At 74.5% G+C, this 20,060-nt stretch carries 24 protein-coding genes and 1 pseudogene; 13 read left to right on the forward strand and 12 right to left on the reverse strand.

All coding sequences use genetic code 11. The features are described from left to right. The 3 genes from IF37_RS46485 to IF37_RS0132045 all read right to left on the reverse strand — a co-directional run. The coding region (locus IF37_RS46485) for a twin-arginine translocation signal domain-containing protein (RefSeq protein WP_158727426.1) at nucleotides 1-157 on the reverse strand (157 nt) is incomplete at its 3' end. Between the two features lie 148 nt (nucleotides 158-305). After that, the gene (locus tag IF37_RS0132040; RefSeq protein ID WP_030750628.1) at nucleotides 306-1,559 is read right to left on the reverse strand and encodes an aromatic acid exporter family protein; all 1,254 of its coding nucleotides are present in this window, start codon (nucleotides 1,557-1,559) and stop codon (nucleotides 306-308) included. Nucleotides 1,560-1,826: 267 nt separating this feature from the next. Next, complete coding sequence (locus IF37_RS0132045; protein WP_030750631.1) at nucleotides 1,827-2,321, reverse strand: FBP domain-containing protein; 495 nt, start codon at nucleotides 2,319-2,321, stop codon at nucleotides 1,827-1,829. Between the two features lie 98 nt (nucleotides 2,322-2,419). On the opposite strand from IF37_RS0132045, the pseudogene IF37_RS39970 reads away from it, so the two are divergent. Together IF37_RS39970 and IF37_RS0132055 are read left to right on the forward strand one after the other, a co-directional pair. After that, nucleotides 2,420-3,294: pseudogene (locus tag IF37_RS39970) on the forward strand (DUF3626 domain-containing protein); the annotation flags it as partial. A gap of 410 nt (nucleotides 3,295-3,704) precedes the next feature. Next, nucleotides 3,705-4,994 (forward strand): ROK family transcriptional regulator, encoded by a 1,290-nt coding sequence (locus IF37_RS0132055; RefSeq protein ID WP_030750634.1) that lies wholly within the window; start codon nucleotides 3,705-3,707, stop codon nucleotides 4,992-4,994. A 319-nt stretch (nucleotides 4,995-5,313) separates the two neighbouring features. On the opposite strand, the gene IF37_RS39975 is transcribed toward IF37_RS0132055, so the two are convergent. The 4 genes from IF37_RS39975 to IF37_RS0132075 form a co-directional block, all read right to left on the reverse strand. After that, nucleotides 5,314-5,556 (reverse strand): hypothetical protein, encoded by a 243-nt coding sequence (locus IF37_RS39975; protein WP_030750636.1) that lies wholly within the window; start codon nucleotides 5,554-5,556, stop codon nucleotides 5,314-5,316. Between the two features lie 28 nt (nucleotides 5,557-5,584). Next, nucleotides 5,585-6,616 (reverse strand): SDR family oxidoreductase, encoded by a 1,032-nt coding sequence (locus IF37_RS0132065; protein WP_030750648.1) that lies wholly within the window; start codon nucleotides 6,614-6,616, stop codon nucleotides 5,585-5,587. Between the two features lie 341 nt (nucleotides 6,617-6,957). Continuing rightward, nucleotides 6,958-7,614, reverse strand: coding sequence for an HAD family hydrolase (locus tag IF37_RS0132070; RefSeq protein WP_030750651.1), 657 nt, complete (start codon nucleotides 7,612-7,614; stop codon nucleotides 6,958-6,960). Nucleotides 7,615-7,664: 50 nt separating this feature from the next. Beyond that, on the reverse strand, nucleotides 7,665-8,708 hold the full coding sequence (locus IF37_RS0132075; RefSeq protein ID WP_030750654.1) for a PHP domain-containing protein: 1,044 nt from the start codon (nucleotides 8,706-8,708) through the stop codon (nucleotides 7,665-7,667). 242 nt (nucleotides 8,709-8,950) lie between these two features. On the opposite strand from IF37_RS0132075, the gene IF37_RS0132080 reads away from it, so the two are divergent. Genes IF37_RS0132080 through IF37_RS0132090 form a run of 3 tightly spaced genes read left to right on the forward strand, consistent with a single transcriptional unit; the run spans nucleotide 8,951 to nucleotide 11,068 of the window. Continuing rightward, nucleotides 8,951-9,754 carry an SDR family oxidoreductase gene (locus IF37_RS0132080; protein ID WP_052845482.1) on the forward strand — a complete coding sequence of 268 codons (804 nt, stop codon included), beginning with the start codon at nucleotides 8,951-8,953 and terminating at the stop codon, nucleotides 9,752-9,754. 7 nt (nucleotides 9,755-9,761) lie between these two features. Continuing rightward, complete coding sequence (locus tag IF37_RS0132085; protein WP_030750660.1) at nucleotides 9,762-10,787, forward strand: DNA topoisomerase IB; 1,026 nt, start codon at nucleotides 9,762-9,764, stop codon at nucleotides 10,785-10,787. Nucleotides 10,788-10,822: 35 nt separating this feature from the next. Beyond that, nucleotides 10,823-11,068 carry a hypothetical protein gene (locus tag IF37_RS0132090; protein WP_030750662.1) on the forward strand — a complete coding sequence of 82 codons (246 nt, stop codon included), beginning with the start codon at nucleotides 10,823-10,825 and terminating at the stop codon, nucleotides 11,066-11,068. A gap of 9 nt (nucleotides 11,069-11,077) precedes the next feature. On the opposite strand, the gene IF37_RS0132095 is transcribed toward IF37_RS0132090, so the two are convergent. Both IF37_RS0132095 and IF37_RS0132100 read right to left on the reverse strand, forming a co-directional pair. Next, complete coding sequence (locus IF37_RS0132095; protein ID WP_030750664.1) at nucleotides 11,078-12,319, reverse strand: family 16 glycosylhydrolase; 1,242 nt, start codon at nucleotides 12,317-12,319, stop codon at nucleotides 11,078-11,080. 123 nt (nucleotides 12,320-12,442) lie between these two features. After that, nucleotides 12,443-13,060, reverse strand: coding sequence for a VanZ family protein (locus tag IF37_RS0132100; RefSeq protein WP_030750666.1), 618 nt, complete (start codon nucleotides 13,058-13,060; stop codon nucleotides 12,443-12,445). Nucleotides 13,061-13,298: 238 nt separating this feature from the next. On the opposite strand from IF37_RS0132100, the gene IF37_RS0132105 reads away from it, so the two are divergent. The 6 genes from IF37_RS0132105 to IF37_RS0132130 are packed head-to-tail and all read left to right on the forward strand — an operon-like array spanning nucleotide 13,299 to nucleotide 17,091. Beyond that, nucleotides 13,299-13,493: a hypothetical protein gene (locus IF37_RS0132105; protein ID WP_030750668.1), complete on the forward strand. Its 195-nt coding sequence runs from the start codon at nucleotides 13,299-13,301 to the stop codon at nucleotides 13,491-13,493. Beyond that, entirely contained in the window at nucleotides 13,490-13,942 is a 453-nt protein-coding gene (locus IF37_RS0132110) for an MrpF/PhaF family protein (RefSeq protein WP_030750670.1), read from the forward strand. Before IF37_RS0132105 ends, IF37_RS0132110 begins: the two co-directional genes overlap by 4 nt. A gap of 21 nt (nucleotides 13,943-13,963) precedes the next feature. Then, nucleotides 13,964-14,224, forward strand: a complete 261-nt coding sequence (locus tag IF37_RS0132115; RefSeq protein WP_030750672.1) for a hydrogenase subunit MbhD domain-containing protein — start codon at nucleotides 13,964-13,966, stop codon at nucleotides 14,222-14,224. Next, nucleotides 14,221-14,958, forward strand: coding sequence for an MnhB domain-containing protein (locus tag IF37_RS0132120; protein ID WP_030750674.1), 738 nt, complete (start codon nucleotides 14,221-14,223; stop codon nucleotides 14,956-14,958). Before IF37_RS0132115 ends, IF37_RS0132120 begins: the two co-directional genes overlap by 4 nt. A 7-nt stretch (nucleotides 14,959-14,965) precedes the next feature. Next, on the forward strand, nucleotides 14,966-15,316 hold the full coding sequence (locus IF37_RS0132125; protein ID WP_030750677.1) for a sodium:proton antiporter: 351 nt from the start codon (nucleotides 14,966-14,968) through the stop codon (nucleotides 15,314-15,316). After that, the gene (locus IF37_RS0132130) at nucleotides 15,316-17,091 is read left to right on the forward strand and encodes a complex I subunit 5 family protein (protein WP_030750680.1); all 1,776 of its coding nucleotides are present in this window, start codon (nucleotides 15,316-15,318) and stop codon (nucleotides 17,089-17,091) included. The genes IF37_RS0132125 and IF37_RS0132130 overlap by 1 nt, the downstream gene beginning before the upstream one ends. On the opposite strand, the gene IF37_RS0132135 is transcribed toward IF37_RS0132130, so the two are convergent. Then, nucleotides 17,092-17,772: a DUF4230 domain-containing protein gene (locus IF37_RS0132135; protein WP_030750683.1), complete on the reverse strand. Its 681-nt coding sequence runs from the start codon at nucleotides 17,770-17,772 to the stop codon at nucleotides 17,092-17,094. Nucleotides 17,773-17,853: 81 nt separating this feature from the next. Then, nucleotides 17,854-18,234, reverse strand: coding sequence for an anti-sigma factor antagonist (locus tag IF37_RS0132140; RefSeq protein WP_030750686.1), 381 nt, complete (start codon nucleotides 18,232-18,234; stop codon nucleotides 17,854-17,856). Between the two features lie 398 nt (nucleotides 18,235-18,632). Between IF37_RS0132140 and IF37_RS0132145 the strand changes: the two genes are divergently transcribed. Both IF37_RS0132145 and IF37_RS0132150 read left to right on the forward strand, forming a co-directional pair. Beyond that, complete coding sequence (locus IF37_RS0132145) at nucleotides 18,633-19,097, forward strand: pyridoxamine 5'-phosphate oxidase family protein (RefSeq protein ID WP_030750689.1); 465 nt, start codon at nucleotides 18,633-18,635, stop codon at nucleotides 19,095-19,097. A 53-nt stretch (nucleotides 19,098-19,150) separates the two neighbouring features. Further along, a complete protein-coding gene (locus IF37_RS0132150; protein WP_030750693.1) occupies nucleotides 19,151-19,543 on the forward strand; it encodes a VOC family protein in 393 nt (130 codons plus the stop codon). Nucleotides 19,544-19,730: 187 nt separating this feature from the next. On the opposite strand, the gene IF37_RS0132155 is transcribed toward IF37_RS0132150, so the two are convergent. Further along, nucleotides 19,731-20,033, reverse strand: a complete 303-nt coding sequence (locus tag IF37_RS0132155) for a DUF4235 domain-containing protein (protein WP_030750696.1) — start codon at nucleotides 20,031-20,033, stop codon at nucleotides 19,731-19,733. Nucleotides 20,034-20,060: the final 27 nt, after the last annotated feature.

A 20,060-nucleotide genomic window follows, 5' to 3' on the forward strand; every position in this document is an offset into this window, starting at 1 on the left:
GGGCGGGCGACGGCGGAGCCGCCGGGCAGGGCACCGCGACGACCGCCGCCGCACCGGCGATGGCGCCGACGAACCGGCGCCGGCTCCAGCCGCCGCGCTCCCGGTTCCGCCGGGGCGGAAGGAAGCCCTCGCCCGCCGTCCGTGCCTCCGTGTCCATCCCGCACCTTCAGGTCGTCGGTCGCCCCGCTCGTGACAGACACCTTGGACCGAGCCCGTCGCCGAGGGCAAGCCCGGCAACGATCGTTGCGCAAAGCGCAACGCGAGGGCGGCGGGCCGAGGGTTGTGGGGGTGTCCGGGCGTCCTCCTCACCGGGAACGCCCGCCGGCCCCCGCACGGCTGCGCAACAGCCCCTCCTGCACTCCGAGCCGGTCACGCAGCCAGGCCATCCGGGGCAGCTTGGCGCGCTGCTCGCGGGAGACCCGGTCCAGCTCCTCCAGCAGGCGGCGGGTGCGGTGCTCGGTGTCCAGCTCGTCGATGATCCGGGTCGTCTCGGTCAGCACGGCCCCCAGCAGCTGCCAGTTCGCCCAGTCCTTGACGATCTCCTCGCGGAGCAGTTCGGCCAGCCGGTCGCGGGTGCCGGCCGCCGTGTGCAGTTCGGCCGTGAGCCGGGCCTCCGCGGACTCGGCGTTCTCGCTCAGATCGGTGGTCACCAGCACCGCGAAGCTGACCACCGCGTCGGCGATCTCCGACAGCAACCGCTCCACGGTCGCCCCCACCGGCGAGGGGAACAGCTCCCGCGGTCCACGGGCCTTCGCCAGGTCCGTGAACGACCGGGCCAGCACCCGCAGCACCACCGTGCAGATCTCCAGCGTGTCCAGACCGGTGCGCAGCACCACCCGGTGCAGCAGCCCCTCCTTCACCCGCGGATTGAGCCGCAGACTGTCCTCGGCCTGGCGCAGCGCCGCGTCCACCCGCACGATGTCGTGGTCGAGCCGGCGTGCCTCGTGCAGCCGCTCGGCCGCCTGCTGCCAGGGGATCCGGCCCGCGGCCTCCTCGCCCATCCTGAGCATCAGCTGCCGCACCCGCCGGGCCAGGTCCTCGATGGACCGGCCGGCCTTGTCCACCCAGACGGGCGGGGGCAGCAGCAGGTTGCAGGCGGTGCCGACGACCGCGCCGATCAGCGTCTCCACGATCCGTGCCCACGCGGTGAACCCGACCGTGGTGACCCCGAGCACCAGCATGGCGCTGATCGCCACCTCGGCCACGTACTCGTCGACCCGGACCAGGTGTCCCACGGCCAGCGCGGCGACGATGAGCAGGGCCAGGCTCCACCAGGTCAGACCCACCAGCACGCTGAAGGCGATGGCGACCAGCACGCCGGCGACCACCGAGTTCACCCGGCGGATGCCGTTGGTGAGCGTGGCGTAGAAGGTCACCTGGACGACCAGCAGCGCGGTCAGGGGCGCGGTGAGGGGAGCGGGTTCGGGACTCAGCCGGAGCGCGATGACGTAGGCGACCGTCGCGGCCGCGGCCGACCGCAGCGTCTGGACGACCACCGGCTCCCGGCGGCGCTTGAGCAGGCGCGGCAGTTCCGTGGTCCACTTTCGTACGTCGAACATCCTTTGGCCTGTTCCCGTTCCTCGGGTACATCGAACGTGTCCGTTCGCTGACTGTTTACGGCCGTAAGCGTTCGAGTATGGCCAGGTTGCCGAGGGTTCCGCCCGAAGACCCGCGGCCACGCCGGGGGAATGGCGGCCCGATCGCGTGAGCGACATCCGGCCGCCTTCGCGGGGCTGCGCGCCGCTGCGTCCCGCGCCGGGGGCGACGCGGCAAGTCGCCGGGGACCGGGGACGGTCAGGACCGTGCCGCCCCCGGCCGGCCGGCGCTCACGCGTACAGCTTGTCGAGGAACGCGGAGAGATTGGCCCGCGAGCGGGCGATCTGCTCCTCCAGGGTCAGGCTCTCCTCGAACCGCGTCCCGGACTCCGGCACCTTCCGGCCGCGCACGTACAGCGAACACGCCAGGTCCGTGCACATGTACAGGCCGACCGAGTTGCCCTCGCGGCCCGCCGTGCCCGCCTTGCGCGCGGTCATCAGCGACACCCCGCCGCCCGGATGGGTGGTCAGGCACACCGAGCACATGCTGCGGTGCAGGAAGCTCCGCTGCGCGGCGGGGAAGCGCAGGGCGACGCCGGCGAGCCGGCCCTCCCGCTCGGTGACCAGGTAGCTGCGGTCGGGCGCCCCGGGGTCGCGCCAGCCGAGGAAGTCCAGGTCGTCCCACGGGCGTTCGGCGAGATCGCGCGGCACGGCCAGCCGCTTGGACTCGCCCTTGGAGCAGTTGACGAACGAGGTGCGGATGTCCTGCTCGGTGAGTGATCTCATGGGGGAGTCCTTCCGGATTCATCGCCGTGGTCCTGTGGGCGTGAACCTAGGGGGTCTAGGCTGACGGCTAGCATAATTAGCCGGGGGAGGGTGGGCCAATGGATTTCCGGCATGTGCTGCCGCCGCGTGCCCGGCGGACGCTGGACCATGTGACGACGGCCGTGTCCGGCCCGCCCGTCGACCCCGGTCTCCGGGTCACCCTCACCTTCCATCCCGACCACGTCTCCGCCGGGCTGCCGATCCTGGCGGCACTGGCCCGGGACGGCGCCTACCACTCCCGGTTCGTCACCGGCACCGGCACCGGCACCGGCACCGGCAACGGCGGGCTCACCGCGCACCCGGGCGGTGACCGGACCCGCTGGGAGAGCCGGATCTTCGGCGGCGTGTACGACGACGCGGAACCGCCCGAGCGCCCGGTCTGCGGCGCGCCGGACTTCCGCCGTCAGGTGGTCGGCACGGCCCCCCCCGGTTCGGCTCCGCGCACCTCCGGCTGACGGGAGCGGTGCCGGCCCGGTCCACCTTCTGCTACCCGGACAGCGCCGCCGAACCCACCGACTTCGGCGTGGCCGCCGCCATGCCCCTCGTCGCGCTCGCCGCGGCGGACGGGCGGGACGCCCTGGACGACTGCGTCGAGGCCCGCGTGCGCGGCGGCGTACGGCTCGACCGGGACGTCGAGGCGCTCGTGCCGGACGCCTGCCACCGGGGGACGCCCGTGGAGGCGATGGCCCGGCGCCTGCCCGTCCCGCTCGCCTGGCACCCCGGCTACCGGCCCACCGTCACCGACTTGCGCCGGCACGCCGACCACCGGGGTCCGCGCTACGCCGACCTCGGCGCCCGCATAGCCCGACAGGGCGTCATCACCCCGCGCGTCATCGGCGACGCGGCCCGCGGCGGCCGTCACGACCTCCAGGACCTGAAGAAGGTCTGGCACACCCTGGCCCGCTTCGGCGCGCCGGAGGGCGCGGGGACGGCCCGCTCCGGACCGGCGCGTGGCGGGGGTGCGGGCGGAGCGGCCCCGCACGGTGGCCGGCGGTTCGGGGCTGAGGTCCGGACGTCCGGAGGGTCGGGCGTACGGCACCCCGGTGTTCGAGGTGTTTCGTACCCTGAACCGGGAACGCGCCCCGACTTCGACGGGACGGTGGCTCGGTGGTGGCGTGTCGCGCGGAGGGTGTTGGGACGGCTGGCAGCGGTCGCCGGGGGAGGGTGTGGATGGGCGCTGGTGGGCGGGGCCGGCGGGTTGGCGGGGCCCGTGCTCGTGCGGCGGGGCACGTCTGGCGAGCCCGTCTTAGCTCATAGCGTGAACTAAGGCGTGGGGGAATGTCGCGTCCCAGCTGCCTGAAGGGGTATGTTGCAGGTCGGGGACGGTTCGTGAAGGGAGCCCACATGGTGGGGCGCAACGGGCGCACGGTACGCGACCTGAGACGAGGCAACCGCACGGCGGTGCTCCAGCGGCTGTACTTCGACGGCCCGCTCAGCCGGTTCGAGCTGGGCCCGGCCACCGGACTCAGCTCCGGCTCGGTCAGCAACGTGGTCGCCGACCTGATCGCCGACGGCCTGGTCGAGGAGGCCGGCAGCGTCGACTCCGACGGCGGTCGGCCCCGCACGCTGCTGCGGGTCGCCCCGCACAGCGGCCAGATGATCGGCGTGGACGTCGGCGAGACCCGGGTCCGCGTCGAACTGTTCGACCTGGCCATGACCGAACTCGCCCGGGTCGAACGCCCGCTGACTCCGCAGGGCTACGACGTCGGCGTCATCACCGGCCACATCCGCGACGGCATCGCCGAGGTGCTCACCGCCGAACAGGCCGCTCCCGACCGGCTGCTCGGCGTCGGCGTCGGTGTCCCCGGCATCATCGAGCACACCCCGGACCGGGGCGCCGTCGTACACGGGCAGACCATCGGCTGGGACGCCGTCCCGCTGGAGGAACTGCTCCGCTCGGACTCCCCGCTCCCCGAGGGGGTGCCGTACCTCATCGACAACGGTGCCAAGACCCTCGGCCAGGCGGAGATGTGGTTCGGTGCCGGGCGCGGCGCCCACAACGCCGTGGTCGTGCTCTTCGGCTCCGGTGTCGGCGCCTGTCTGGTCACCCCCGAGGTGGAGCACGGGCGGGCCGTGGAGTGGGGTCACCTGACGGTTCGGGTGCGCGGGCGCCGCTGCCGCTGCGGCGCCCCCGGCTGCCTGGAGGCGTACGCCGGCGCCGAGTCGCTGCTCGCCCGGTGGCGCGAGGAGGGCGGCCGGCCGCCCGAGGGCACCGACGAGGAGACCGCGCTCACCGCGATGCTCGCCGCCGCCTACCCGGCCGACGGCGGCACCCCGGACCCGGTGGCGCTGGCGGTCCTGGAGGAGACCGCCGAGTACCTGGGCGCCGGTCTGTCCGACCTGATCAACCTCTTCCAGCCCGAGCGGATCCTGATCGGCGGCTGGGCCGGACTCCAGCTCGGCACGCGCTTCCTGCCCGCCGTCCGGCGGCACGCGGCGACGTACGCGCTGCGCCACCCGGCCGACAAGGTGACCATCGACCTCGGCCGGCTCGGCCCGGACGCGGTCACCGTCGGCGCCGCGATCCTGCCGCTGGCCGACTTCTTCGCCGGCGGCGGCCGGCGCCCCGAACCGGCCGCCGAGGACCGGCTGCCCGCCTGGCGTGCCGCACTGCGGGAACGCACCCCGTTCTGACCCGCACCACCCGGCACCGGGGGATCCGGGGGAGGGGGGCCGCGCCACCGTCGTCGACGCTCGAGGGCCCGCGCGGCAGTCGCGCGGGCCCTAGTGGTGGCCCGGCGATACCTTCTCCGGCTCTCGCCGGGGCACGGGACGGCCGGGGCGCCGTACGCCGACAACCGGCGCGGCGCACCCCGGACCTCGCTGCCCCCTGGCCACTCGTCCCCGGACCCCGCCGGCCCCGGACCATCCGGCCTCGTGCCCGCCGACTCCGGACCAGCCCGCCCCGGCCCCGCCCCCCGGACCCCGCCCAATGCGCCCCCGCCACGCGCCCCTAAGCCGACGGCTCCTCCGGTTCCGGGTGTTCCGGGTGGGGGGTGTGGGTGCCGGGGGCTCCGCGGGGGGCGGTGCCGGCCTCGTCGGGGTCCGGGGCCGTGGGCTCGTCCGGCCGCTCGGTGCCGGACGGGTGTCCCGGGACGACGTCCCACGGGTCCTCGCCCGGACCGGTCTGCTGGTCCGGCATGTCCCGGGGCACCGGTCGTTCCCCGGCGCCCGGTCCGGTTCCACGCTCCGCCATGTCGTCCTCCGCTCGCTCGTGTGCCGGCTCAGCCGACCTTCCGCCCCCGCATGGGTTCCGTCTCCATCCCGCCGCCCTGCCGCAGCCCCTGGAGGAACTCCTGGATCACCTCGGTCGCCGTCCGCCGGGGCTGCCAGCCCAGCTCGGTGCGGGCCCGCCCGCAGTCCATCAGCGGCAGCCGCAGCACTGCGTCGAACAGATGCGGCGAGGCGGGCAGCAGACGCAGCCCCCAGGCCGCGGCGATCGCCGAACGCGCCGCCGTACGCGGCAGCCGCACCGGCCGGGAGCCGAGCAGCCCGGCGAGTACGGAAGCGTCCAGCGGGGGATCGGCGGCCAGGTTGAAGGGGCCCCGGGCGGTGTCCGAGTGCACCGCGAGCCGGTAGGCCTCGGCGGCGTCGTCCGTGTGCAGCGCCTGCATCCTGAGGCCGGGGACGTCCGGGAGGAACGGCAGCAGCTCGGGCCGGGCCAGCGGACCGGGCAGGAACCGCCCGCCGAAGATCCGCCGCTGCTCGCTGGCCGACTGCCACTTGAACAGGAACGCCGGGCGCATCCGCACCACCCGCACCTCGGGGTGATCGCGCTCGAACACGTCCAGGGTGCGCTCCAGATAGGCCTTCTCCCGGCAGTACGCGGCGTCCGGCCAGCCGTGCGTCGGCCAGGACTCGTCCACCGTCCGGTCCTTCGGCCCCGGCGAGTACGCGCCGACGGAGGAGGCGTGCACCAGCACCGGCACCCGGGCCGCGGCGACCGCCTCGAACACCCGGATGCTGCCGAGCACATTGGTCCGCCAGGTCGTGGCCGGATCGTGGGTCGGCTGGAACGCCCAGGCCAGATGGATCACGGCGTCCGCGCCCTCGAACCGCTCGGCCAGGCTCGCCTGCTCCGTGCTCAGGTCGACGGCGTCCCACTCGGTCTTCGGCGGCGCCCATTCCGGCGTCCGCCGGGCCAGGCCCCGTACCGACCTCACATCGGGATCCTCCGACAGCAGACGCACCACGCTGGTCCCGACATTGCCGGTGGCGCCGGTCACGACCACCCTGCTCCCCGCTGAGCTGCTCACCTTCGGCTCCTCTCGTCGGCACGCGGCGGCTGGGACGAGCCGCCGGGTACCCGGGGGGCCGAGCCGCACACGCGGCCGGCCCGCGGGGCGGTGCCGGCGCGCGGGCATGGGGAAGCCCCGGCCGTGACGGGGGAATCACGACCGGGGCGGTCGGGTGGTGGGCGCGGATGGCGGTCGCCTCGCGGCGAAGGGCTCCACAGGGCTTCAGCCGAACGATCTTCCCTGTGGGCGGAAGGTGAGGCCCGGGGACACTGTCCCATCCGCACCCACGGCTGGTTCAACGGACAACCACACCGAAGTGTTCCGGCCATGCGGGTGACCTGCGTCACCCCCCGAACCGGTCACGCCAGCGGGCTCCCGGACAGCCGCGCCAGCAGGTCGGCGGGGTCGGCGTACACCGCCTCCGCCCCGGCCTCCTCCAGGTCCGCGCGGGGAATCCCGCCGCACAGCACCCCCACACAGCGCACCCCCGCCTTGCCGCCCGCCCGCATGTCCCACACGGTGTCCCCGACGAACACCGCCCGGGAGGCCGGGGCGCCGGCCAGCTCCAGGGCGTGCTCCACGGGCTCCGGGGACGGCTTGCCCTCCCGTACGTCCTCCGCGCTCGCCGTGTCCGTGATGGCGTCGTCCGCGTCGATGGCCCGGCGCAGCGCGCCCAGCTCGGCCCCGCTCGCGGACGTGGCGAGGACCACCGTCCAGCCGTCCCCGCGCAACCGCCGCAGCAGTTCCCCGGCGCCCGGCAGCGCGGGGAGCCGGTCGAAGTACTGGCCGTACAGCGCCTTGTGCGCGTCGCTCAGCTCGCCGTCCCGGTCCGGGTCGCGGTCGTCGCCGAGCAGATGGGCGATCAGGTCCGTGGAGCCCAGGCCGACGGCGCGGTGCACGGCGTGCATGGGCACGTCGTGCCCGGCCTGGCGCAGGGCCTCCCACCAGGTGACGACGTGCAGGTGGTTGGTGTCGACGAGGGTTCCGTCGACGTCGAAGACGGCGGCTCGTTCCATGCGGGCGTCCTTTCTGGCTTCGCTGCCGGTCGGGTACCACGCCGGGCGGCTCAGGAACCCGCCGCGCGCGCCGGGACCCGGCCCTCGCGGGTCCAGTCCAGCAGCTCCCCGGCCGACCAGGTGGTCACGACCCGCCCGGGCGGCACCCCGCACTCCTCGGCCCGGGCGCAGCCGAGGATCTGCCAGTCCAGCTGGCCGGGCGCGTGCGCGTCGGTGTCGACCGCGAACAGCACGCCCGCCCCGACCGCCCGGCGCAGCAGCCGACGGGGCGGGTCCAGCCGCTCCGGGCGGCTGTTGATCTCCACGGCCGTCCCCGACTCGGCGCACGCGGCGAACACCTCGTCGGCGTCGAACAGCGACTCCGGCCGCCCCCGGCCCGTCACCAGGCGCCCGGTGCAGTGCCCGAGGACGTCGGCGCGCGGATGGCGCACGGCGGCCACCATCCGGCGGGTCATGGCCCGGGCGTCCATCCGCAGCTTGGAGTGCACCGACACCACGACCACGTCCAGCCGCTCCAGCAGCTCCGGCTCCTGGTCCAGCGAGCCGTCCTCCAGGATGTCGCACTCGATGCCGGTGAGGAGCCGGAACGGTGCCCACCGGGCGTTCAGCCGCGCCACCACGTCCAGCTGTTCGCGCAGCCGCTCGGGCGACAGGCCCCGGGCCACGGTCAGCCGCGGCGAGTGGTCGGTGAGCACGGTCCACTCGTGCCCCAGCTCCGCCGCCGTCCGCCCCATCTCCTCGATCGGACTGCCTCCGTCGGACCAGTCCGAGTGCGTGTGGCAGTCACCGCGGATCAGCGCCCGCAGGCCGGCGCCGGCCACGTCCGCGCCGGGCGGCGCGGCGGCCTCCTCCTCCAGCCCGCGCAGGTATCCGGGCACCTCCCCGGCCAGTGCCTCCCGCACCACCTGCGCGGTCTTCGGCCCGACCCCCTTCAGCGACTCCAGCGTCCCCGCCGCCGCCCGCCCGGCGACCTCGTCCCCGGGCAGCGCTCCGAGGACCCGGGCGGCGGTGCGGAACGCCTTCACCCGGTACGTGGGCGCGAGCGTCCGCTCCAGCAAGAACGCGATCCGCTCCAGGGCGGCGACGGGCTCCATGGAACCAAGATTGCCGCAGCCGTACCGAAGGGGCGCGGGGAACCGCGCGGCTCGCGGGTCCCCCGGGGCCACGGCACACGGGCGGAACCCGGACGCGTGGGACACCGCCGCCCCGCACGGGAGTCGTTCGCCCGCCGCGCACGGAATCCGCACGCCGGACCGCTCGCACGGAATCCGTTTGTCCACTCCGCCCCCGGGTACTGCGGGGAGTCGTCCACGCCGTCCCCCTGAGGAGGCGAGCCATGCCCGCACCAGCCGCTCGGCGAACGGCGCTGATCACCGGCGCGGACAGCGGTATCGGCCGTGCCACCGCCGTACGCCTGGCCGAGGCTGGCCTGGACGTCGGCATCACCTGGCACTCCGACGAGAAGGGTGCCGAGGAGACGGCCGAGGAGGTCCGCGGGCACGGCCGCCGGGCCGCCGTCGCCCGGCTGGACCTGACCCGGCTGCCCGAGGCCGCCGACACCGCCGACGCGCTCTGCGCGGAGCTGGGCCGGATCGACGTCCTGGTCAACAACGCCGGCACGGGCACCATGACCCCCTTCCTCGACCTCGGCCTGGCGCAGGTGCGCGAGGTCCTGGACGTCGACCTCGTCGGTCCCTTCCTGCTCGGGCAGCGGGCCGCGCGCCGCATGATCCGCCAGGGCGACGGCGGCAGGATCGTCAACGTCACCTCGGTGCACGAGCACCAGCCCCGGGTCGGCGCGGCCCCGTACTGCGCGGCCAAGGGCGGGCTCGGCCTGCTCACCCAGGTGATGGCCCTGGAGCTGGCCGAGTACGGCATCACCGTGAACGCGGTCGCGCCGGGCGAGATCGCCACCCCGATGACCGGTCAGGAGGACACCGACGTGCGGGCCGAGCGCCGCCCCGGCGTGCCGCTCGGCCGTCCCGGCGACGCCCGCGAGGTCGCCGCGGTCATCGCCTTCCTGGCGAGCCCGGACGCCTCGTACGTCACCGGCGCCTCCTGGAGCGTCGACGGCGGCATGCTGCGCATGGGCCCGCAGGCCGGCTCCCATCTGACCAGCGACGACTGGCGCAGTCCGTGAGGCACCGGTGAGGCTGCGCACCAGCTCCCGCGACCGGCCCGGACTCCGGCGCGTCCGCCACGGCCGGGGCTTTCGCTACACCGACGTCACCGGCGAGCCCCTCACCGACCCCGACCAGCTCGCCCGCGTCCGTGCGCTCACCATCCCGCCCGCCTGGCGCGACGTGTGGATCTGCCCCTGGCCCAACGGCCACCTCCAGGCGGTCGGCACCGACGCGGCCGGGCGCCGCCAGTACCTGTACCACGCGCAGTTCCGGGCCGAGCAGGACAAGGCCAAGCACGAGCACGTACGGCAGGTCGCGCGGACCCTGCCCGATGTGCGCGCCCAGGTCGCCGCCGACCTGGCCGGGCGCGGACTGGGCCGGGCCCGGGTCACCGCCTGCGCGGTGCGCCTGCTCGACCTCGGGTTCTTCCGCGTCGGCAGCGACCGGCACACCCGCGCCAGCGAGACCTACGGCCTGACGACCATGCTCCGCGAGCACGTCAGCTGCGGACACGGCGAGATCACCTTCGACTACCCGGCCAAGGGCGGCACCGAACTGGTCCGCGCGCTCGTCGACGAGCAGGCCCACGCGGTGGCCCGCGCCCTGCTGCGCCGCCCGCACGGCGGCGACCGCTTCCTCGCCTTCCGCGAGGACGGCGCCTGGCACGACCTGCACGGCGACGACCTCAACGAGGCCCTGCGCCGGCTGTCCGGCACCGATGTCACCGCCAAGGACTTCCGCACCTGGCACGCCACCGTGCTGGCCGCCGTGGCGGTCGCCGTGGCCGCCCGCGGCGCCCGCGCCACCGAGGCCGCCCGGCGCCGGCAGACGGCCCGTGCCGTCCGCGAGGTCAGCCACTACCTGGGCAACACACCAGCGGTGTGCCGCGCCTCGTACATCGACCCGACGGTCTTCGAGCTGTTCGAGCGGGACGTGACCATCGCCCCCGCGCTCACCCGGCTGGGCGAGCACGGGGACTTCGGACGTCCGGCCACCCAAGGGGCCGTCGAGGCCGCGGTGCTCGCACTCCTGGACGGCTCCGGTGGATGACCCGCCGGAGCGGGTCGCGTTCTACCCTCGATTGCATGACCGAACAAGCAGCTCCCTACATCTCCCACCCGCGGATCATGGTCCTCGGCGTGTGCTCGGGCAGCCGCGGCGAGCCGCCCTTCCGGATCATGGAGATCGACGGCGAGGTGGTCGGCAAGGCCCGGACCGTCACGGACGTGCTGGAGACGGCCGCCTCCTACGGCATCACCATCCACGACCTCGACGACCCGGACGTGGTCCGCTTCGTCGGCGGGGACAAGTACACCTGGACACCGCGCTGAGGCGACGGCTCAGCCGACCGTCCACTTCTGGTTGGCGCCGCCCGTGCAGGTCCAGAGCTGGAGCCGGGTCCCGTTGGCCGAGCTGTTGCCCGTGACGTCGAGGCACTTGTCCGCCTGAGGGTTGACGATGTCGTGCGCCGCGGTGAGGGTCCACTTCTGGCCGGGGCCGCCGGTGCAGTCCCACAGCTGGACGGTCGTGCCGTCCGCCGTGCCGCCGCCGGTCACGTCCAGGCACTTGCCGAGCGCCCGCAGCGTGCCGTCCGAGCCGGCGGTCCAGGTCTGCGCCCCGGTGCCGTTGCAGTCGTAGAGCTGGACCGGGGTGCCGTTCGCGGTGTTCGCGCCGGCCACGTCCACGCACTTGCCCGCGAGGCCGCGGATCGGCGCCCCGGCGGCACCGCCGCCGGTCGTCACCGACACCGAGTCGACCACCAGTTGCTGCGGGAACTGCGTGGAGCCGTCCGGGTCGCCGGGCCAGTAGCCGCCGACCGCGAGGTTGAGGATCAGGAAGAACGGCTTGTTGAACACCCAGGTCTTCCCGCCGAGGTCGGCCGGGGTGCGACGCTGGTACACGTTGCCGTCCACCGACCAGGTGATCGAGTCGGGCGCCCAGTCGACGGCGAAGGTGTGGAAGGCGTCCGCGAACGCCTGTCCGTTCGGCAGGGTGTAGCCCGCGCCGATGCCGCCCGAGCCGGAGTAGCCGGGCCCGTGGATGGTGCCGTGCACGGCCGAGGGCTCGAAGCCGACGTTCTCCATCACGTCGATCTCACCCGAGTCCGGCCAGTTCACCGGGGTGCCGAGCATCCAGAACGCCGGCCACATGCCCTGCCCGCGCGGGATCTTCATCCGCGCCTCGACATGGCCGTACTGGGCGTTGAACTTCCCGGCGGTGTTCAGCCGGGCCGAGGTGTACTGGCAGCTGCCGTACCAGCACTGGTATCCGGCCGGGTTCTCCTTGCGGGCCGTGATCACCAGATGGCCCTGGCCGTCCAGTGCCGCGTTCCTGGTGCCCGAGGTGTAGTACTGCCGCTCGTGGTTGTTGACGTTGTCGCCGGTCTCCAGCGTCCACTTCGAACCGTCGACCGCCGAGCCCGCGGGCCCGTCGAAGGTGTCGGAGAAGGTGGCGGCGGCCACGGTCGCGGGAGCGGCGGCGGTGGTGGTCCCGGCCCGCGCCGGACCGACGGCGGCCGAGCCGATCAGCGCGGCGGACAGGGCGGCGAGGAGGCATCTGCGCAGCAGGCGTGGGGAGGCCATGGCTCTCCTGACTTCTCGTGTGGGGACGAGCGATGCCTCTTGATTTAAGGAGTGAGATAAGAGGGCGTCAATACTCTGGTACAGACCTGGTGCCGAACTCCGGGGCGGCCCCGGCGCCGGCGGTCACCCGGCCGACGGCTCCGCCACCCGCCGGTGCACCCCGCGCCCGAGCCGCCGCCCCAGCAGCAGCCAACCCAGCAGCGCCCCGGCCGTGTTGAGGATGACGTCGTCGATGTCGAAGGCCCGGCCGGTCACCAGCGCGCCCTGCGCCAGCTCCACCATCAGCATCACCAGCGCCGTCAGGGCCAGCACCGGCAGCATCCGCCGGGCGCGCGGGGCGAGCACCGGTACCAGCACCCCGAACGGCACCCCGAGCAGCACGTTCCCGCCGAGCTGCTTGACCGTGTCCGCCGGCCGCCCCTGCACCAGGTAGGCGTGCAGGGAGCGGCCGGGGTGCAGATTGCTGTGCGTCAGCGGCACCGAGGCGGGCGACGGCTGGAGCGTGAGACGGGCCAGGACCACGGCGAACGCCACCATGCACCCGAAGGCGACCAGCATCGCCAGCAGCCGGACGGGGAGCGGGAGCGCGTGCGGCGCGGGCGACGGGCCGGTGCGCTTCGCACGCTTCGGGGAGGGGCGGAGGGCCGCGGGCAGCCGCGGACCGGAACGGGCCGGCGCCGTCTGATCCCGCTTGCCGGGGATGCGCAGGGCCGCGGTCAGACGCGGGGCGGTGCGGGCCATTTCCGTCCTCCTCAACTTCGCCGGGTCGTAGGGCGGTTACCCGGCATCGGGGCCGGGATGCCGACCTGCCGGCCTGGCGGGCGGCCGCCGGCGATCTCCGTTCACGCCTCCGGGGCACACCGGGCGCGGCCCCGCGTGCCGCCGCTCCCGCCCGGGTCCGGCGGTGCTTGGATGCCTCCAGCGGCATGCGGGACATATCGCCGCGTACTCGTGCACAACGGACCGAGGAGGTAGCCGGATGACCCGTCGTACGGCCCCCCGTACGGTCCTGCTCACCGCCGCTGAACTCCTCGCCTGGTGGGTGGCGCTGGCGCTGCTGTGGCTGGTGCTGATCAGCACGGTCGACACCCTGGAACGGATCGTCGGCGCGAGTTGCGCCGCCGCGGGCGCGCTGCTGGCCCGGGCCGGCCGGCGGGCGGTGACCTGGCGTTGAACGGCTGGATCCTCGCGGCCACCGTCGTACTGGGCGGGGGAGGGGCCGCCGCGCTGTGGGGCGTGACCACCGGACCGCCGGCCCGCCGGGTGATCGCCCAGAACCTGACCACCTCCGCCGTCTGCCCGGCCCTGCTGCTCCTCGCCCAGGGCTACGGCCGCCCGGCCTACGTGGACCTCGCCCTGCTGCTCGCCCTGCTCGGCCCCGTCGGCACGCTCGTCTTCGCCCGCCTGCTCTCCGACGACCTGGCCGGGGAGCCGGCGAGCGCCTGGGGGCTGACCTGGTCGGCGGCGGCGCTGGGCGCGGCGGTCGTCGTCGCGCTGTGCGCGGCCGTCGGACCGGGCCGGGCGATGGTGAAGCTGCTGGTGACCGGTGCCCTGCTGATCGGCGGCAACCTGATCGCCTCCCGGGCCCTGACGGGCGGGTTCCAGGGGGTGCGGGGTGGCTGACGGGCCGCGCGGAGGTGCGCCGTGTCCGACGCGGTGACCCTCGTCGCCCTGCTGCTCGTGGCCGTCGCCGCCACCGGCGCCGTGCTGCAGCGCGACCCCGCCCGCCAGGCGCTGGCGCTCTCCGTCCTCGGCACCCTGCTGGCCGCGCTGTTCACCGTGGACCAGGCCCCGGACGTCGGTCTGTCCCAGCTGGCCGTCGGATCCGTCCTCACCCCCCTGCTGATCATGCTGTGCGTGCGCAAGGTCCGGCGCCGCGGCCGGACGAGGGACGGCACCCGGTGAACCGGCTGCGGCTGTGGCTGCTGGCCGTCGGCGGCGCCGGCCTGGCCGCCCTGCTCGTCGCCGCCTGCCCCGACCTGCCGGAGTTCGGCGGCCGGCGGCACCCGTACGGCGACCGGGCCGTCCGCGCCGCCCTCGCCCGGCACACCGCCAACACCATCGCCTCCGTCAACTTCGACCAGCGCGCCTACGACACCCTCGGCGAGACGAGCATCCTGTTCGCCGCCGTCCTCGGCTGTGTGGTGCTGCTGCGCCAGGCCCAGGGCGAGCACCGGGCCCCGCCCGAACCCGCCGAGGTGGCCCGCCCGGTCCGCCGCTACGCCCTGCTCGTGCTCCCGGTCGCCCTGGTCACCGGCCTGTACGTGATCGCCCACGGCCAGCTCAGCCCCGGCGGCGGCTTCCAGGGCGGGGTCGTCGCCGCGACCGCCCTGCACCTGCTCTACCTCGGCGCCGACTACGGCGCCCTGGAACGCGCCCGCCCGCTCGGCGTCTACGAGACCGCCGACGCCCTCGCCGTCTCGGCCTACCTGGTGCTGGGCCTGGCCGGTGTCCTCGCCGGCACCGCGTTCCTCGCCAACACGCTGCTGCCGTACGGCACCTTCAACACGCTGTCCTCCGGCGGCACCGTCCCGCTGCTGAACGCGGCCGTCGGGATGGAGGTGGCGAGCGCGGTCGTCGTCCTGCTCGCCCACTTCCTGGACCAGGCCGTCGAGATCGAGGAGGAGCCGGGGAGTTGAGCGCGCCGTGACGCACGTGTTCCCGTACCTGGTCGCCGTCTACCTGTTCCTGACGGGCTGCTACGGCCTCGCCACCAGCCGGAACCTCATCCACGCCGTCGGCTGCCTGGCCGTGTGCCAGTCCGCCACCTACGTCCTGCTGCTGGCGGTCGGCTACCGGGCCGGCGCCACCGCGCCCGTCTTCTCCGACCTGCGGCCCGGCTCCCGTCCGGTCGTCGACCCGGTGGTGCAGGCGCTCACCCTCACCGACATCGTCGTCGGCGCCACCGTCACCGCGCTGCTGCTGGCCCTCGTCCTCCAGATCGCCAAACGGCACGGCACGGTCGACCCCGACGAACTGCGGGAGCTGCGCGGCTGATGCACCACCTGATCCCGCTGCTCGTCGCCGTCCCGCTGCTCGGCGCCGCCCTGCTGGTGGCCACCGGCCGCCGGCTGCCCCGGATCGCCGCGGAGATCACCGGCTTCGTGTGCTGCGGCGGCACGGCCGCCCTCGCGCTCGTACTGCTGCCCGAGTCGTCCCCGCCCATGGTCGAGTGGGTCGGCGGCTGGCTGCCCGCCGGCGGCGAGAGCGTCGGCATCCTCGTCGTCGGGGACGGCCCGGCGCTCGGCATGGCCGCCGTGATCTCGCTGCTGACCCTGGCGGCCCTCGTCTACTCCTGGCGCTACTTCGACGAGCCCCCGGCCGGTCACACCGGTGTGTTCACCGCGCTGATGCTGCTCTTCCAGGGCGCCATGTGCGGGTTCGCCGTCGCCGGCGACCTGTTCAACGCGTTCGTGTTCTTCGAGCTGATGAGCGTGGTGGCGTATGCCCTCACCGGCTACCGGATCGACGAGGCGAAGGCCGTCCAGGGCGCCCTGACCTTCGGTATCGTCAACTCCCTCGGCGCGTACGCCCTGCTGACGGGCATCGCCCTGCTGTACGCCCGGACCGGCGAGCTGGCCATGGCGAAGATCGGGCGCGGCCTCGACGCGGCGGCCGGGAGCGGCGGGCCGGACGCGCTGGTCCTCGCCTCCTTCGTCCTGGTGCTCACCGGGCTGCTGGTGAAGGCGGCGGCCGTGCCCTTCCACTTCTGGCTCCCGGACGCGCACGCCGTCGCCCCCACCCCGGTGTGCATGCTCCTGTCCGGCGTGATGGTCGAACTCGGCGCGTACGGCGTCTGGCGCGTGTACGGCACCGTCTTCGCCGGCCCCGGCGGCATCCCCGCCGCCGACCTGACCCGGGCCCTGGTGACGCTCGGCGTCCTCACCGCCGCCATCGGCGCCGTCATGTGCTGGTACCAGCGGCACATCAAGCGGCTCCTTGCCTACTCCACCGTCTCCCACACCGGTCTGTTCCTCGTCGGGCTCGGCATCCTCACCCCCGAGGGCGACGACGGGGTCGCCCTGTACATCCTCGGCCACGCCGGGGTGAAGGCCGCCCTGTTCGCCTGCGCGGGCGTCCTCCTCGACCGGTTCGGCAGCGTCGACGAGCACGCGCTGCACGGCCGGGGACGCCCGCTGCGCGCCACCGCGGTGCTCTTCGCCGTCGGCGCCCTGGGCCTCGCCGGGCTCCCGCCGTTCGGTACGGCGCTCGGCAAGGCCGTCACCGAGGAGGCGGTCGGCGGCCCGCTCACCGTGCTGTACGTGGCCGCCTCCGCGATCACCGCCGGCGCCGTCCTGCGGGTCACCGCCCGGGTGTTCTTCGGTCTCGGGGGGATCGGGCCCCGCCCCGGGGACGCGGAGTACGAGACCAGCGGCACCGACGAGGAACCGGAGACCTCCGGCCTGCTGAGCCGGATCCCGGACACCATGACGACCGTGCCCGCCGTGCTGCTCGCCGCCGCCCTCGCCGTCGGCGCGGTCCCCGGCTTCGGCGCCGTGGTGGCCCGCTCCGTCAACGAGGCCGGCTCGGGCGGCGCCCGTGTCTTCGTGCACTGGACCGCGCACGGCGCGCTGCTGGGCGTGGCCTCCACCGCGCTGGCCGTGGTGCTCGCCGGCCTCGCCGTCACCCGCCCGGGCTGGGGTGCCGCCCCCGGCTGGGCCGCGCCCCTGCGGCGGTTGCAGTCCGGGCACGTCGGCGACTACGTGGCGTGGCTGCTGGTGGGCGCGACGGTGCTGGGGGCGCTGGCCCTGCCCGGTGTGCTGGGCTCCTGATCAGCCCGTCGTGCCCTCCCGCGCACCGCCCGTCGTACCGTACGAGACGCGCACCTCCCGGAAGCCGAGCGAGCGCAGCAGGCCCTGGAGCATCCCGGTGGTGTTGCGCTCCGCCCGGGCGGTCAGCCCGCTGCCGCGCGCCGCGTCACCGATGTGGCGGACGGCGAGCTTCTGCACGGCCTGCTCGCTGTTGGGGTTGTCCGAGAACAGGTCGCCGAGCCGGTCCAGCAGGCCGCGTCGCTTGGACACGGCGTAGGAGTGGTCGGGGTCCAGGGCCGGCCGGCCCAGCCGCGCGTGCGGCAGGCGCAGGGTGGCGGACGTACGGTCCTCGTCGACCGTGACGTCCTTCTCGCCGACCTGTCCGAGGTCGACGTAGGCGTCCACGGTGCCCGCGCCGACGTACAGGGTGCGGGTGCCGCGGAGGGCGTCGGGCAGGAACTTCGCGTCCTTCTCCAGGTCCACCACGACCTGGAAGTTGCCGGACGCGGCGTCGTAACGGCTCATGTCCTGGACGGACTTCAGCAGCGTGGGTCCGGAGCGGTCGTTCGTCTCGGTGCCGAACAGGTCCTTGATGCCCGGGAGTACGGCCAGCCGGATGCCGGCGAACAGTAGGGCGAGCACCACTACGAGAGCCGCCAGGGCCTTGGCCCAGCCCGGCAGGCGTCCGATGGGAGTCGTCATCGCGACGGTCCTCCTTCCTGCTCACCGGATGCCCGCCAACCGCGCCCGCAGACCGGTGCGCCGGCCGATTCGCCTCCGGTCTCACAGCGAGCCGGACGCGGCCTCCGAGCGGGCCAGGGCCGCCTCCAGGTCGGGCTGCGGGGGCAGCAGCCGGGTCAGGCCGGTGGTCCTGAGGATCCGCAGGGTCAGCGGGTGCGTGCAGACGAGGTCCAGCCGGCCGCCGCGTTCCAGTACCCGGGCGCGGGCCCGGTACAGCAGCCGCAGCCCCGAGCAGTCGAAGAACTCCACCGGCCGCAGGTCGATCACGGCCCGGAGCCCGGCCCGGCCGGTGACCCGGTCGAGGGAGGGGCCCATCTCCGTGGCCGCGAGGATGTCGATCTCGCCCCGGAGCTCCAGCACGGTGTGCCCGCGGTACGCGTACATGCCCAGCTGCCGGGTGAGAGGTACGGGTTCCCGTCGCACCTCGGCCCCACCTCCCACCCGTGCGCCGACGTCGCTTCCCGACCGTCAAGTTACCCCCGATAGAAGGAATTTGAGCATGTTCGATTGACATATGTCTTCGGGTTTGACGCGTGTCGTCGCGCTGACCTCTCAGTCCACCGGCGGCACCAGCCAGCTTGCCCGTCGTCCACCCCGGGCGGGGCGCGGCGCCGTACCCCCGACGGCGGTGATCCGGGTCCCGGTGACGGCCATGGCGGTGGCGGTACGGCCCCGCGGGGCGCGGACGGGGCCCGGTGGGGAGCGGTCCGGACGCCACCGCTTCCGCGCCGCCACCCGGACACACCCGGGGCGACTCGTGCGCGGACCCGCGGGCCATGGCCACACTGAACCGAACGATCACTCAGAGGAGGCCGCACGCCATGACCCCGCCCCCCGCCCGGTCCGCCGAGCAGCGCAAGAAGGACACCCTCCACCGGCTGGAGAACGACGTCGACGCATGGGTCGCCACCGCCGGCCCCGACGGCGGAGCCCCGTACCTCGTGCCGCTGTCGTTCGTGTGGGACGGCACCTCGCTGCTGATCGCCACCCCGGCCGACAGCCCCACCGGCCGCAACCTCGTGGCCACCGGCAGGACCCGGCTCGGCATCGGGCCCACCCGCGACGTCGTCCTGGTGGAGGGCGCCGTCCGGGCGGTGACGCCCGAGGACCTGGCCGAGGAGGACGCCGAGGTCTTCGCCGGCAAGACCGGCTTCGACCCGCGCCGACTCACCACCCCCTACCTGTACTTCTTCATCCTGCCCGAGCGCGTCCAGACCTGGCGCGAGGCGGACGAGCCGCGCGGGCGCGAGCTGATGCGCGACGGGCGGTGGCTGGTCGCCGACTGAATCCGACACCCGGGGATATCCGCTGGGGGAGAGGACACATCCGGGGAGGACCCATGGCACTGGTGAAAGCGGGCGTGATGGTGCTGGACTGCGCCGAGCCCGAGAAACTCGCCGAGTTCTACCGTGAGTTGCTGGAGGGGGAGCGGACCGGCGCGTCCGCGAACCTGGTGGAGATCCGGGGCGCCGACGGCGTCCGGCTGGCCTTCCGGCGCGATGTCAACGCGACCCCGCCCAGCTGGCCGCGCCCGGAGAACTCCCTCCAGGTGCATCTCGACTTCCTGGTCGGCGACCTGGACGAGGCCGAGCGGCGCGTGGTGGGCCTCGGCGGCCGGCCGATCGAGACCAGGGACGCGGCGGGCCCCTACGAGGAACGCGGCTACGCCGACCCCGCCGGCCACTCCTTCACGCTCCGCCTGCTGCCCCCGACGGCACCGAAGCAGGGCTGACGGCGGGCACCGGCCGGCGCGGGCCGCACGCCCGCACCGGCCGGACGCGCCGGAGAAAGAGGCCCGAGCCCGGAGAACCAGGCCGGAACGGGGCCGGGGCCGGGGCGGAAACGGGTCCGCGCCGGCGCCGGGGACGGCCGTCCGCCCGTGCCGGCGCGGGGCCGGGCGGACGGACGGGGCGGGTGGGTCAGTCGCGGCCGTCCTTGTCGGTGGCCGGCCACACGCCCGTCGACCGGGCGATGGCCTTCGCACCGGTACGGTCCACGGCACTGCGCACCACCGCGAAGATGGCGCCCTGCACCGCCGCGGCGAGCAGGATCTCGCCCCAGCCGCGGTCCGGGTCGAGGGCGTCCGGCGCGTCGTCCTCGTGCCGGATCACCTTCCACGCCTTGCGGAAGGCCATACCGGCCAGCGCGCCACCAGCCCAGCTGAGCACGAATCCGACCGGCTGGTAGGCGAGGGGGAGCTTCTTCTTCTTGTTCTTGGCCATGTGTGTCTACTTCCTCGTCAGACGACC

Source organism: Streptomyces sp. NRRL S-31, assembly GCF_000718775.1.
In the GTDB taxonomy this organism is placed as follows: Bacteria; Actinomycetota; Actinomycetes; order Streptomycetales; family Streptomycetaceae; genus Streptomyces.

Coding starts and splice junctions, on each gene's coding strand:
- IF37_RS0132145 (WP_030750689.1), top strand. CDS start 18,633: ATGACCCCGCCCCCCGCCCGGTCCGCCGAGCAGCGCAAGAAGGACACC.
- IF37_RS39975 (WP_030750636.1), bottom strand. CDS start 5,556: ATGGCGGAGCGTGGAACCGGACCGGGCGCCGGGGAACGACCGGTGCCC.
- IF37_RS0132095 (WP_030750664.1), bottom strand. CDS start 12,319: ATGGCCTCCCCACGCCTGCTGCGCAGATGCCTCCTCGCCGCCCTGTCC.
- IF37_RS0132070 (WP_030750651.1), bottom strand. CDS start 7,614: ATGGAACGAGCCGCCGTCTTCGACGTCGACGGAACCCTCGTCGACACC.
- IF37_RS0132100 (WP_030750666.1), bottom strand. CDS start 13,060: ATGGCCCGCACCGCCCCGCGTCTGACCGCGGCCCTGCGCATCCCCGGC.
- IF37_RS0132075 (WP_030750654.1), bottom strand. CDS start 8,708: ATGGAGCCCGTCGCCGCCCTGGAGCGGATCGCGTTCTTGCTGGAGCGG.
- IF37_RS0132040 (WP_030750628.1), bottom strand. CDS start 1,559: ATGTTCGACGTACGAAAGTGGACCACGGAACTGCCGCGCCTGCTCAAG.
- IF37_RS0132135 (WP_030750683.1), bottom strand. CDS start 17,772: ATGACGACTCCCATCGGACGCCTGCCGGGCTGGGCCAAGGCCCTGGCG.
- IF37_RS0132150 (WP_030750693.1), top strand. CDS start 19,151: ATGGCACTGGTGAAAGCGGGCGTGATGGTGCTGGACTGCGCCGAGCCC.
- IF37_RS0132090 (WP_030750662.1), top strand. CDS start 10,823: ATGACCGAACAAGCAGCTCCCTACATCTCCCACCCGCGGATCATGGTC.
- IF37_RS0132155 (WP_030750696.1), bottom strand. CDS start 20,033: ATGGCCAAGAACAAGAAGAAGAAGCTCCCCCTCGCCTACCAGCCGGTC.
- IF37_RS0132045 (WP_030750631.1), bottom strand. CDS start 2,321: ATGAGATCACTCACCGAGCAGGACATCCGCACCTCGTTCGTCAACTGC.
- IF37_RS0132130 (WP_030750680.1), top strand. CDS start 15,316: ATGCACCACCTGATCCCGCTGCTCGTCGCCGTCCCGCTGCTCGGCGCC.
- IF37_RS0132055 (WP_030750634.1), top strand. CDS start 3,705: ATGGTGGGGCGCAACGGGCGCACGGTACGCGACCTGAGACGAGGCAAC.
- IF37_RS0132080 (WP_052845482.1), top strand. CDS start 8,951: ATGCCCGCACCAGCCGCTCGGCGAACGGCGCTGATCACCGGCGCGGAC.
- IF37_RS0132105 (WP_030750668.1), top strand. CDS start 13,299: ATGACCCGTCGTACGGCCCCCCGTACGGTCCTGCTCACCGCCGCTGAA.